Annotated in this window: 11 protein-coding genes; 2 read left to right on the forward strand and 9 right to left on the reverse strand. The window is 61.0% G+C overall.

The features are described 5' to 3' along the window. Positions 1–541: 541 nt before the first annotated feature. From QRN33_RS20030 to plsB, 3 genes are all read right to left on the reverse strand, one after another. Positions 542–1231, reverse strand: coding sequence for a DUF4197 domain-containing protein (locus QRN33_RS20030; RefSeq protein WP_285409675.1), 690 nt, complete (start codon positions 1229–1231; stop codon positions 542–544). Between the two features lie 27 nt (positions 1232–1258). Beyond that, positions 1259–1654, reverse strand: a complete 396-nt coding sequence (locus QRN33_RS20035; protein WP_285409676.1) for a YbaY family lipoprotein — start codon at positions 1652–1654, stop codon at positions 1259–1261. A gap of 117 nt (positions 1655–1771) precedes the next feature. After that, positions 1772–4273 (reverse strand): glycerol-3-phosphate 1-O-acyltransferase PlsB, encoded by a 2502-nt coding sequence (gene plsB, locus QRN33_RS20040; protein ID WP_285409678.1) that lies wholly within the window; start codon positions 4271–4273, stop codon positions 1772–1774. Between the two features lie 238 nt (positions 4274–4511). On the opposite strand from plsB, the gene QRN33_RS20045 reads away from it, so the two are divergent. After that, entirely contained in the window at positions 4512–4721 is a 210-nt protein-coding gene (locus QRN33_RS20045) for a cold-shock protein (protein ID WP_007908870.1), read from the forward strand. A 90-nt stretch (positions 4722–4811) separates the two neighbouring features. On the opposite strand, the gene QRN33_RS20050 is transcribed toward QRN33_RS20045, so the two are convergent. From QRN33_RS20050 to QRN33_RS20065, 4 genes are all read right to left on the reverse strand, one after another. Then, the gene (locus tag QRN33_RS20050) at positions 4812–5189 is read right to left on the reverse strand and encodes a hypothetical protein (RefSeq protein WP_064364265.1); all 378 of its coding nucleotides are present in this window, start codon (positions 5187–5189) and stop codon (positions 4812–4814) included. A gap of 75 nt (positions 5190–5264) precedes the next feature. Next, positions 5265–6074 carry a putative RNA methyltransferase gene (locus QRN33_RS20055; protein ID WP_285409681.1) on the reverse strand — a complete coding sequence of 270 codons (810 nt, stop codon included), beginning with the start codon at positions 6072–6074 and terminating at the stop codon, positions 5265–5267. Continuing rightward, on the reverse strand, positions 6074–7225 hold the full coding sequence (dapE, locus tag QRN33_RS20060) for a succinyl-diaminopimelate desuccinylase (protein WP_285409683.1): 1152 nt from the start codon (positions 7223–7225) through the stop codon (positions 6074–6076). The genes QRN33_RS20055 and dapE overlap by 1 nt, the downstream gene beginning before the upstream one ends. Before the next feature lie 239 nt (positions 7226–7464). Continuing rightward, positions 7465–10056, reverse strand: a complete 2592-nt coding sequence (locus QRN33_RS20065) for a glycosyltransferase (RefSeq protein WP_285409684.1) — start codon at positions 10054–10056, stop codon at positions 7465–7467. A 214-nt stretch (positions 10057–10270) separates the two neighbouring features. Here QRN33_RS20065 and tcdA point away from each other — a divergent pair, with 214 nt between their 5' ends. Next, positions 10271–11089 (forward strand): tRNA cyclic N6-threonylcarbamoyladenosine(37) synthase TcdA, encoded by an 819-nt coding sequence (gene tcdA / locus QRN33_RS20070; RefSeq protein ID WP_039762445.1) that lies wholly within the window; start codon positions 10271–10273, stop codon positions 11087–11089. Positions 11090–11193: 104 nt separating this feature from the next. On the opposite strand, the gene QRN33_RS20075 is transcribed toward tcdA, so the two are convergent. Next, a complete protein-coding gene (locus QRN33_RS20075) occupies positions 11194–11598 on the reverse strand; it encodes a SufE family protein (protein ID WP_064364262.1) in 405 nt (134 codons plus the stop codon). Further along, entirely contained in the window at positions 11595–12800 is a 1206-nt protein-coding gene (locus tag QRN33_RS20080; protein ID WP_227973775.1) for an aminotransferase class V-fold PLP-dependent enzyme, read from the reverse strand. Before QRN33_RS20080 ends, QRN33_RS20075 begins: the two co-directional genes overlap by 4 nt. Positions 12801–12882: the final 82 nt, after the last annotated feature.

The following is a 12882-nucleotide window of genomic DNA, read 5'->3' on the forward strand; positions in this document are numbered from 1 at the left end:
TCCTTCCGCTGTGTACGACTGCGTCGTACGGTCGCTGCGCTCCCACGCCCGGATCGATCCCTCCACTCAGCCTTCCGACGTCGCCGGTGGATCAAGATCAAAAGCGGTACTCGAGCTTGCGCTCATTGTTTTGAGTGGTGAAGGGCGTGCGGTTGGCTTTGGTTTTGTGGTGGATTTGCCCCTCACCCCAGCCCTCTCCCGAGGGAGAGGGGGCCGACTTTTGGGCTTTTCAAAGTCTGTGTTCGACGCGGTATCACACGTCGGCGTGCCTCGCCCAAACAACGCGATCAGTCCCCTCTCCCTCCGGGAGAGGGCTAGGGTGAGGGGCTTTTGATCTTTTTCTTGTGCGAATTCTGACTCGGTATCCCAAGCCGAACGTTGCTCTCGTAATCGGCCCAACTTGCCATTGGGCAGCGGCAGAGAATTTCCCTTGCTGAACTGTCGGTGAATCGTGTCCGCGGTCAGGTCGATCCACAAAGCTGATGCGCAAAAAAGCCCGCTGAACCGATGAAGGTCAGCGGGCTTTTTTTTGGTCCGGAAATTACAACGTACCAAACACCTTCTTCGCCAGACTCGTCGCCGCAGCGGCCGGGTTCTGACGGATCGTTTCTTCCTGTTTGCCGATCATCTCGAACAGGCCATTGAGTGCTTGCTCGGTGACGTAACTCTCAACATTGGCGCTCTTGGCATCAACTACGCCGAATGCCGCTGCCTGGCCGGCAAACGAATTGTACTTCTGCGCGACGCCGACCTTGTCGGTGGCTTGTTTGACGATGGGCAGGAATTTCGCGCGGATCTGTTCGCGGCTGGATTTGTTCAGGTATTGGGTCGCCGAATCGTTGCCGCCGCTGAGGATGCCTTTGGCGTCGGCCACGCTCATTTTTTTCACCGCGTCGACGAAGATTGGCTGCGCTTGGGTCACGGCGGATTCGGCGGCTTTGTTCATCGCGGTTTCCAGTTCTTCGACCTGGGCGCCCATACCGAAGGCTTTCATCTTGCTCGCGGCTTTGCCGAGTTTGCCCGGCAGCTCGATTTTCACCTCGGGGTTGTTGCTGAAACCGCCCGGGGTGCCGAGTTGTTTCACGGCGATCTGCGCGCCTTGGGTCAGGGCGTCCTTGAGGCCGCCGGTGGCGTCTTGCTGCGACAGGTCATTGAACGACAGGGCCAGGGCGTTGGCAGAGATCAGCAGGCCGGCGCAGACGGCGGCGAAGCGAAGGGTAGGGCGGCGCATGGCGGCTTCCTTGTGGCGAAAAATGGATTAACGAACGGCGTCGACGCGGATTTTCAGCGGCTTTGGGTCGTTGCCGTCGAGTTGCACGGCGTGGTTTTCGGTGGTGATGAACATCAGCTCGCCGTTGACCTCGATGCGTGCGCTGACCGAGTAACGGTGGCCGGGTTTGATCTGCGCCGGATCGTAGCTCAAATGAAACGGCAGCGGCACCTGGCCTTCGATTGGGCCTTTTTGTTGGGCGAGGACCACGGCTGGCGCATCGGCCAGCGACACGTCCTGCAGGCTCACGCTCAGGGTCGCGCTCGGCGGCAGGGCGATGCGTTGCAGGTAGAAGACTTCACCGTCGAGGCTGGCCTTGCCGGGGGTGGTTGATTGGCAGGCGCTGAGCAGCGTGGCGGCGGCGAGGGTTAGCAGTTTGTTCATGTAGTACTCCATTCAATTGTAGGAGTGATCCTGCTCGCGATAGCGGTGTGTCAGACGACAGTGATGTTGACTGAAAAACCGCTATCGCGAGCAGGCTCACTCCTACAGGGATTTGCGTCAGGCTTCCGGCAACGCGGTAATCTGCTCCGCCGCATCTTCACTGCGGTGCAGCGCGACCTGGCGGATCGACAGGCGAATTTCCGCCGGCAACACGCGCTTGGCCGCGCCTTCGGCCAGCTCGCCAAGCAGTTCGTGGTAGCTGAGCTTGCCGGCTTCGTCGCGGCGCAGTACGTCGAGGTCGAGCAGGGTCTGGATGAAATGGCGGAACAGGCTCTTGTCGAAAAACTCCGGGGCGTTCAAGCCGTGGAGGATCGACAGGCGCTGTGCCATGACCGTGCACAAGTCTTCCAGCTCTTCGGCGCTGATGCTGTTCTGGCCGCTGTTGAGCAGCAGGGACACGGTCATGTAGAAACGCTGCAAGGTCTGCGCGATGCTTTTCGACAGCAGCGTCAGCAGCACGAAATGCCGCGAACTCGGTGCCGGACGCAGATAAACATCCTTCTCGAAACGCAGCAGCCCCTGCTCGACGAACGCTTCCAGCCACTGATCGATCACCGCGTCGAGTTCGTCCAGGCTCCAGCGGATGAACAGTTCCGATTGCAAGTACGGATACAGCGCGCGGGTATAGCGCAGGATCTGCTCGCGGCTCATGCGCGAGGTGCTCTGGAAGAAACTGGCCAGCAACGAGGGCAGGGCGAAAATGTGCAGGACGTTGTTGCGGTAGTAAGTCATCAGGACGGCGTTCTGCTCGTCCAGATACAGAATCTTGCCCAGCGCATCGTTCTGCTCGGCGAGCAGATCCATGTCTTTCACATGCTCGATCAGCGCGCGACCATCGCCTTCCGGCAAGGTGGTGTGCGGCGAATACGGGACTTTGCGCAGCAATGCCAGATACAGATCCAGCACCCGTGCCATGGCGCGATCGTCCAGGGCCAGACGCGTGGTCGACAGCAGCGCCAGCGCCACCAGATTGACCGGGTTGATCGCCGCCGCTTCGTTCAGGTGCCGAGCGACCTTCTCGCCGAGGCGGTTGGTGGTTTCGTTGAGCCACGCCGGTTTGAACTGCGGGCCGAGTTCCTGCTGGCGCCAGTCCGGTTGCTCGGCGTCGAGGAATTCCGCCAGTTTGATCGGCTCACCGAAGTTCACCGCGACCTGACCAAAGCGCTGCTTCAGCGCGCCGATCACTTTGAAGATGTCGAAGATCGACTCTTTCTTCTTGCTCGCCCCGCGCAGCTCGCCCAGATAGGTGCGCCCTTCGAGCACGCGCTCGTAACCGATGTACACCGGGACGAACACGATCGGCATCCGCGACGAACGCAGGAAACTGCGCAGAGTAATCGCGAGCATGCCGGTTTTCGGTTGCAGCATGCGTCCGGTGCGCGAGCGGCCGCCCTCGACGAAATACTCGACCGGGAAACCTTTGGTGAACAGGGTGTGCAGGTATTCGTTGAACACCGAGGTGTACAACGGATTGCCCTTGAACGTGCGACGCATGAAAAACGCGCCGCCACGGCGCAGCAGGCTGCCGATCACCGGCATGTTCAGGTTGATGCCGGCAGCGATGTGCGGCGGGGTCAGGCCGTTCCGGAACAGCAGATACGAGAGCAGCAGGTAGTCGATGTGGCTGCGATGGCATGGCACGTAAATCACTTCGTGACCTTGCGCGACGTTCTGCACGCCCTCGATGTGGTTGACCTTGATGCCGTCGTAGATCTTGTTCCAGAACCAGCTCAGCACCACTTCGAGAAAACGGATCGCGGTGTAGGTGTAGTCCGAGGCAATCTCGTTGCCGTAGCGCAGGGCTTGAGCCTTGGCTTTTTCCGGGGAGATATTTTCGCGCTCGGCTTCGTCGAGGATCGCCTGTTTGACCAGCGGCTGGTTGAGCAGGCCCTTGACCAGATTGCGCCGGTGGGAAATGTCCGGGCCGATCACTGCGGCTTTCAGGTTACGGAAGTGTACCCGCAGGATTCGCTGGGCCATGCGCACGGTGCGTTCGTGGCCCTTGTTGTGTTCGATCAGCTCGCGCAGGTGAATCGGCGCGGAGAACTGCACGCGGGTTTTACGGCCAAGGACGATGATGCTCAGCAGTCGACGGAGACGCCCGGTAACGGCCCAGCTGTCGGCGAACAACAGTTTCCACGGGCTGTTTTCGCTGTCCGGCGACTGACCCCAGAACACGCTGACTGGAATGATCTGCGCGTCCTCGGCAGCGTTCTGCGTCAGCGCGCTGACCAGACGGGTCAGGGTCGGCGGTGCGCCGCGCTTGTCCTGGCGCCCGAGCCAGTCCGGGTCCGGGGTCAGGTAGAAAAACGCCGCCGGTTCGATCAACGAACCCACCGACACTGCCAGCACCGGACGCGGCAGGCCGGCCTTGGTGCACTCGGTGTCGACCACCGCCAGATCGGTCAGCGAAGGGTTTTGCAGGACGTAGAACACCGGACGACTGCGGTCGAGGTTGAGGGTGAACGACGACTGATTGATGGTCTCGGAGCGAACCCAGAGATACAGCAGGCGGCGCAGGGTGCCAAACACAAGACGGCGGAACGGGGAACGGGTCATACGGCTTCTGCGTGAGTGAATAAAACCGAGCAAGTGCTCGGGCGGTCGATAGTGTGCCGGATTCGCTGAAAATCGGCAAAAAAGCGGCGAAGTAATCTCCTGTTGAGACTTTTCGCACCTGTCATATACTCGGCGGTCTGTCGCCGGGGCCCTTTTATGGACGTCGGACGCAGGCTGACGTTCCTCAAAGGCTTTCCTGCGAAAAGCCTGTTCAATAATAAAAAAGGAGTATGAACAGATGGCAACACGTGAAACCGGCAACGTGAAGTGGTTCAACGACGCCAAAGGCTACGGCTTTATCCAGCGCGAAGACGGGGTGGACGTGTTCGTGCACTACCGCGCGATTCGCGGCGAAGGGCATCGCTCGCTGACCGAAGGTCAACAGGTCGAGTACGCGGTGATTACCGGCGAGAAGGGCTTGCAGGCCGAGGATGTTGTAGGCCTGTAACAGCAGCTTCAAGTTCCAAGCTGCAAGCCACAAGCTATAAGCAGTTCCGCTTGAGGCTTGCAGCTTTCAGCTCGTAACTTGCAGCTGCTTTTAAGCCGTTTTCCAGGTGATTTCTTCTTCTCCGTCTGCGCTGATGCGAATCCAGCGATCGGCGGTTTCTTCACCCTCTTCTTCGACCCACGTTCCCGGTGCGCAACGCACTTCGACGTTCAGCGCGGCAAAGGCTGCGCGGGCGCAGGCGATGTCATCGTCCCAAGGCGTCTGGTCGCTTTCCAGGTACAGACTGTTCCACTTGCCCACGGCCTTCGGCAGCCAGGTCACCGGTACGTTGCCGGCCTTGCACTTGTACGTCTGGCCTTTCTGCACCCAGTCGCTGCACGGGCCCAGCGCTGCGCCGAGCCAGGCGGAAATGGCCTTGTGGTCGACGTCGGCGTCTTTCAGGTAAATCTCGATGTCCGGTTGGCGCATGGATGTCCTCACTGCGGGTCTGAAAAATCCATTCGCGGATTTAGCCGGCCCCGGGCCTGTGCCCGAGACCAAAAGTTATTGAAGAACGAAATAATCGTAGCGCATCGACACGGTGGTCTCGAACGGCTCGGCCTGTTCGATCACGGCCGCGCGACGCTCGGCACTGGCACGCCAGCCGTGGGGTGTCATCGCCAACAGGTTGGCGCGATCCTCGGGCTTGTCCAGGGTCAGCTTGAATTCCAGCGTCTCGCTATGGGCCAGCGCCATGCCGGCCGGCACCAGAGCCAGGTGCTTGTCGTCGGTGTACTCGCGCACCTCGTCGTACAGACGCTCGCGCAACTCCATCAGATGGCCACGGGTCGGGCCGACTTTCATCAGGCCGCCGCCGACGCTGAGCAGACGCTTGCCTTCCTCCCAGTCCAACGGACTGAAGACGCTGGCGAGAAACTGGCAACTTCCCGAAGCCAACGGCACGCGGGCCATGCTGGCAATCAACCAGGTAATCGCCGGGTTGCGCTTGCAGGCGCGTTTGACGGCTTCGCGGGAAATGTCCAGCGCATAGCCATCCGCAAGGGGCAAAGCCTCGGCGATTTGCGCGGTGTAATAACCCTCGCCACAGCCGATGTCGACCCAGCGCTCCGGGGCAAAACTGGCCGCCAATTCAGCCAGACGTTTAGCGACTGGCGCGTAATGTCCGGCGTTGAGGAAATCACGTCGCGCTTCGACCATCGCCTGATTGTCGCCCGGGTCGCGGCTGTTCTTGTGCTGCACCGGCAGCAGGTTCAGATAACCCTGACGCGCACGGTCGAATCGATGCCCGGCGGGGCAGACCACGCCGTTGTCCACCGCATTGAGCGGTTCACTGCAAATCGGACACGCGAGCATCAGGCGAGCAACTTGATCAGGGTCTGGTAGTAAATCTCGGTCAGTACATCGAGATCCGCCGCCAGCACGCGCTCGTTGACCTGGTGAATAGTCGCGTTGACCGGGCCCAGTTCAACCACTTGCGTGCCCATGGTCGCGATGAAGCGGCCATCGGAGGTGCCGCCGCTGGTCGACGCCTTGGTTTCGCGACCGGTGATGTCCCTGATGCTCGACGACACCGCATCGAGCAGCGCGCCCGGCTCGGTGAGGAATGGCAGGCCGGACAGTGCCCAGTCGATGTGCCAGTCCAGTCCATGCTTGTCGAGGATATCGGCAACGCGCTTTTGCAGGCCTTCGACGGTCGATTCGGTGGAAAAACGGAAGTTGAACACCGCCACCAGATCGCCCGGGATCACGTTGGTCGCGCCGGTACCGGAATTGAGGTTGGAAACCTGGAAACTGGTCGGCGGGAAGAAGTCGTTACCATTGTCCCAGTGCTCGGCGGCCAGTTCGGCCAGCGCCGGAGCGGCGAGGTGAATCGGGTTCTTCGCCAGGTTCGGGTAGGCCACATGACCCTGCACGCCTTTGACCGTGAGCTTGGCGCCGAGGGAACCGCGACGGCCGTTTTTCACCACATCGCCGACCAGCGTGGTGCTCGACGGCTCGCCAACGATGCACCAGTCCAGACGCTCGTTACGCGCCACCAGACGCTCGACCACTGCTTTGGTGCCGTGATGCGCCGGGCCTTCTTCGTCGCTGGTGATCAGGAACGCGACCTTGCCTTTATGATTCGGGTAATCGGCGACGAAACGCTCGGCGGCGACGGTCATCGACGCCAGGCTGCCTTTCATGTCCGCCGCGCCACGGCCACAAAGCATGCCGTGTTCGTCGATCACGGCGTTGAACGGGTCGATCTGCCACGCCGTTACCGGGCCGGTCGGCACCACGTCGGTGTGACCGGCGAAGCACAGCACTGGACCGTCGTTGTTGCCGTGAGTGGCCCAGAAGTTATCCACATCTTCGATGCGCATCGGCTCCAGGGTGAAACCGGCGTCGCGCAGGCGCTGCATCATCTGCTTCTGGCAGTCGGCGTCGACCGGGGTCACGGAGGGACGGCGGATCAGGTCGATGGCCAGTTGAAGGGTCGGCGATAGGTCGGCGTGGGCCGTCATGGAAAACTCCGAAGATCATGAATGTGGGCGCGGACAACTGTAGGAGTGAGCCTGCTCGCGATAGCGGTTAATCAGTCAACATACATATCGACTGTTACACCGCCATCGCGAGCAGGCTCACTCCTACAGGGATTGGGTTCGGTCAGTCGAACCGGGGACGCCGCCAAGCCCCGCAAAATGGCGGTTATCTTAAAGCAAAACGGCGACCGTTGGCCGCCGTTTAGTGCTGCGTTGCGGATTTAGACGACCGGTGCCGGCTCAGGCTTGGCCACAGGTTTGGGCAGCGACGACAGGAACGCCATGATCAGCGCTGCCAGATACGGCAGCGACTGCACCAGCAGCATGGTCACCCAGAAGCGCATGTCATTGCTCGGCATGCCGTTGACCAGGAAAATCCCCAGCGCCGCACCCCACAGCAACAGCATGATGAACAGCTCTTCACGCGCTTCGCTGATCGCCACCCAGAAACCGTGGTTGTCGGCGTTTTTCGGCGTGCGGAAGAACGGAATGCTGCTGGTGAAGAAGCCGTACAGCACCGCTTTGGCAATGGTGTGCGACAACGCCAGGCCGGCCAGTGCCGCGCAGAACGCATCCTTCAGATTCACCCCCACCGCGCGGCGGTAGAGGAAGATGATCTTGCCTACCTTGAACACAAACAGCGCCAGCGGCGGGATTGCGAAAATCAGCAGCGGCGGATCGACCCGTTGCGGCACGATGATCATCGCCGCCGACCACAACAGCGCGCCGACGGTGAAGAAAATGTTCATGCCATCGGCGACCCACGGCAGCCAACCGGCGAGGAAGTGATAACGCTGGCCACGGGTCAGCTCGGTGTCCTTGCCGCGCAGCAGGCTGCGGGTATGACGCTTGATGATCTGGATCGCGCCGTAGGCCCAGCGGAAACGCTGTTTCTTGAAGTCGATGAAGGTATCCGGCATCAGGCCCTTGCCGTAGCTGTCGTGGTAATACGCCGCCGACAGGCCTTTTTCGAACACGCGCAGGCCCAGCTCGGCGTCTTCACAGATGCACCAGTCAGCCCAGCCCAACTCTTCCAGCACCGAGCGGCGGGTCATGGTCATGGTGCCGTGCTGAATGATCGCGTCACGGTCGTTGCGGGTGACCATGCCGATGTGGAAGAAGCCTTTGTACTCGGCGTAGCAAAGCTTCTTGAAGGTACTTTCGTTCTGATCGCGATAATCCTGCGGCGACTGCACCACGGCAATTTTCGGGTCGGCGAAGTGCGGCACCATGTGCTTGAGCCAGTTCGGGTGCACGCAGTAATCGGAGTCGATCACCGCAATCACTTCGGCGTCCTTGGCGGTGTGCGGAATCAGATAATTCAGCGCGCCGCCCTTGAAACCGGCCAGCGGCGACACGTGGAAGAACCTGAAGCGCGGGCCCAGTGTTTCGCAGTAATCGCGCACCGGTTCCCACACCCCCGGGTCCTTGGTGTTGTTGTCGATGATCAGGACTTCGAAGTCCGGATAATCGAGCGCGGCCAGTGCATCGAGGGTCTGTTTGACCATCTCCGGCGGCTCGTTGTAGCAGGGCACATGGATCGAGACTTTCGGCCGGTAGTCCGAGTCGCCAAGCACTGGCAGGAATTCGCGCCGGCGCTTGTGAATCCACACCGCTTCGGCCAGCTCATGGGCCTCGGTGAGCAGGACGATGAACACCCCGAGTGCACCGAGTGCCAGAAGAAATCCGACTGTGAGGCTGAACCACGTGCTGTATTGCTGGCTGTAGTCGTAACCGATGTACACCAGCACCGATCCGCACAGGAACGCGATAAAGGTCAGGAACGTCCGGCCGCGCTGGCGCAGGGCCGAGCCGTCGATCATCAGCAGGGTCAGCGACAGCAGCGCCAGCACCACCGAGCCGATCGCCAGCACGCGCCATTGCGGAATCGCTACTACCGGGCCTTCGAAATTGAATTTCTGCTGGCGCGCGGCATTGAACACGCCCCAATAGGCGCCGACCGAACCTTCATCGCTGGCCTTCCACGGCTGATCGAAGGCTTCGATCACGAAATAGTTGAAGCCCTGGCGATTGAGCTTGTTGACCAGTGTGCGCAGGTAAATCGCCTGGTCCGCCGGCGATGCATCGGCACCACCGCGCATGCGCCCGTTGCTCGGCCAGCCGACTTCGGAAAGCAGCAGCGGTTTTTTCGGGAACAGTTTTTTCAGATCGCGGGCGCGGTCGAAGACGAACTGGCCGGCCTTGTCGACGGGAATGAACTCCCAGTAGGGCAGGACGTGGGCGGCGATCAAGTCAACGTGCTTGGCCAGTTGCGGGTATTTCTCCCAGATGTGCCATTGCTCGGAGGTAGTCACTGGTACCTTGACGGCAGCGCGCACCCGATCCAGCAGAACGATCAACGCCTCAGGGGTGATCTCCTCGCGAAACAGTGCCTCGTTGCCGACCACTACACGCACGACGCTGCGCGAGGTGTTGGCCAGTTCGATGGCTTTAACGATCTCTCGTTCGTTGCGTTCCTGATCCGGACTGATCCAGATGCCGAGGGTGACCCGCAGGCCGAATTCTTCAGCCAGTTTCGGAATGTCTCCCAGCGAACCGTCGACCGAATAGATACGGATGTTATCGGTCAGCTTGCTCATGATTTCCAGGTCACGGCGCATCTCGTCGTCCGACGGGTACTGATCCCTTTGGGGGTACTGCCCCTGCTGGAATGGCGAATACGAGAAGCCGGAGATCTGCTGCGGCCAGTTCGGCGCCGTGACCGGGCGATTGACCAGCGCCCAGAAACCTGTGAACAGGGCAGCGATGGCCAGCACCACCACCAGGTTGAGTCCAAATTTACGCGATGACATAGCTGTTTCGGGTTCCAAAGGCTGTGGAACGAAGGATCGGTCGGATAGACGCCCGAGGGGCGCGCATCCTACACCGGCGGTTAACCAGTCGTACAACTGCCGGGAAAATGCCTGACATTGGGCATCCGACTCTGACTTAAGTTCTTACACTTGTCGCTTGCAGCTTAAAACTTACCGCTGCGTAGCCCTATAATGCGCGCCGGTTTTTGGGGTAATGGTCATGAGTACAGAAGATCCGCGGTTTGCAGGCATCGCCCGTTTGTATGGCATCGAGGGCCTGGAACGCTTGCGCGCTGCCCATGTGGCGATCGTCGGCGTCGGTGGCGTCGGTTCCTGGGCAGCGGAAGCCATGGCCCGTTGCGGGGTGGGAGAGATCTCGCTGTTCGACCTTGATGACGTCTGCGTCAGCAATGCCAACCGCCAATTGCACGCCTTGGACAGCACCGTGGGCAAACCCAAGGTCGAGGTGATGGCCGAGCGTCTGCGCGGCATCAATCCTGATTGCACGGTGCACGCCGTGGCCGATTTCGTTACCCGCGACACCATGGCCGAATACATCACGCCGAACATCGACTGCGTGATCGACTGCATCGATGCGGTCAACGCCAAAGCGGCGCTGATCGCCTGGTGCAAACGCCGCAAGATCCAGATCATCACCACCGGCGGCGCGGGCGGGCAGATCGACCCGACGCTGATTCAGGTCTGCGATCTCAACCGCACCTTCAACGATCCGCTGGCCTCGAAGGTGCGCTCGACCTTGCGCCGTGACTACGGCTTCTCCCGCACCGTGACCCGGCACTACAGCGTGCCGTGTGTGTTCTCCACGGAACAGCTGCGCTACCCGAAACCGGACGGCAGCATTTGCCTGCAGAAGAGTTTTGTCGGCGACGGCGTGAAGCTCGACTGCGCCGGCGGGTTCGGCGCGGTGATGATGGTCACGGCGACGTTCGGCATGGTCGCGGCGACCAAGGCTGTGGACAAGATTGTCGCGGGGGTGCGGCGCCCTGCTGACCGAGTAAAACCTCAGGCTTGAAGTTGAGGCTGAGGGCGCTATCGCGAGCAGGCTCACTCCTACAGGGGAACGCATTCCAAATTGTAGGAGTGAGCCTGCTCGCGATGGCTGCGGAGCAGCCGCTTTTATTGAGCTAACTCATTCATCCGCGTGAGCACGGCATTGAGGCCATTACTGCGCGAAGGTGACAACTGCCGCGACAACCCCAACTGAGTGAACCACTCCGGCAGATCCACCTGCCGCAACTCAGCCGCCGACAACCCGTTAACCCGTAACAGCAGCAACGCCACCAACCCGCGAATCATCCGCGCATCGCTGCTCGCCCTGAACTGCCAGTGCCCGTCGCGCAAATCCCCCACCAGCCACACTTGGCTTTCACAGCCATGCACTCGATTGGCCTCGCACTTTTGCGCGTCAGCCAACGGCGGCAGACGATCACCAAACTGCATCAGCAACCGCGCTCGCTGTTCCCAGCCCGATGCATTCTGAAAAGTCTGCAGCGCTTCGGCTGCTTCAACCGGCAAGCTCATCGCAACAACTCCAGCGCCTGATCCAGGGCCTCGAAAAAGCGCTCGAGATCTTCCGAATCGTTGTACAGCGCCAGCGACACGCGAATCGCGCCGGCCAGTTCGAAGCTTTTCATCAGCGGCATGGCGCAGTGATGCCCGGCGCGCACGGCGATGCCCTGTTCGGTCAGCAAGTGCGCGAGATCGGCGTTGTGCACGCCTTCGACGACGAAACTGGCCAGCGCCAATTGCGGCTTGCCCAGCAGACGAATGCCATTACGAGCAGCGAGGCCGCGCAGCAGATAGTCGTGCAGCGCCGCTTCGTGGGCCGACACGGCTGGCTGATCCAGCCCGGCCAGATAATCCAGGGTCGCACCCAGGCCAATGACACTGGCAATCGGCGGAGTGCCCGCCTCGAAACCCAGTGGCGCCGGGCGAAAGCGCGAATCGTGATAGTTGGCGTCGAGCACCATCTCGCCGCCGAATTGCCATGGCTGCAATTGCTCCAGCGCAGCGTTGCGCCCGAACAGCACGCCAAGGCCATCGGGGCCATAGAGCTTGTGACTGGAGAACACATAGAAGTCGCAACCCAGCGCCTGCACATCATGGCGACCGTGCACCACACCCTGCGCGCCATCGACCACGGTCAGAGCGTTGTGCGCCTTGGCCATGCCGAGCAAAGCGGTCAGTGGCTGCCAGGCACCCAGCACGTTGGACAATTGGCTGACCGCCAACAAACGGGTGCGCGAGCCGATCAGCTGCACGGCGGCGGCGAGGTCGATCAGGCCGTCTACGTCCAGCGGCAGGATCACCAGCTTCAAGTTGCGGCGTTGCGCCAGTTGCTGCCACGGCAGCAGGTTGGCGTGATGCTCCAGAGCGCTGATGACAATCTCATCGCCGGGCTCGAACAGATGCTCGAGACCGTAAGCCAGCAGATTCAACGCACTGGTGGCGCCGTGGGTGAAAATGATCTGCCCGCTGTCACCCGCGTTCAGCCACTGGGCAACCTTCAGCCGACTGTCCTCGAACGCCTGCGTGGCGTGGGCGCCGGGCAAGTGTTGCGCGCGATGCACGTTGGCCGAGCCATTGGCGTAGTAATGCGTCAGTGCGTCGAGCAGGGCCTGGGGTTTTTGCGTGGTGGCGGCGTTGTCCAGATAGGTCTGGTCTTGCCGTTGCAGGGCGGCGATAGCAGGGAAATCGGCGCGCCAGGGGGAGGGAATCATCATTTGTTCAGCCCTGTGAACTTGGGCGGGATGTACGCCAAACCTGTAGGAGTGAGCCTGCTCGCGATGACGGTGTGTCAGTCAA

This window comes from Pseudomonas sp. FR229a (assembly GCF_030209115.1).
Taxonomy (GTDB): domain Bacteria; phylum Pseudomonadota; class Gammaproteobacteria; order Pseudomonadales; family Pseudomonadaceae; genus Aquipseudomonas; species Aquipseudomonas moraviensis_A.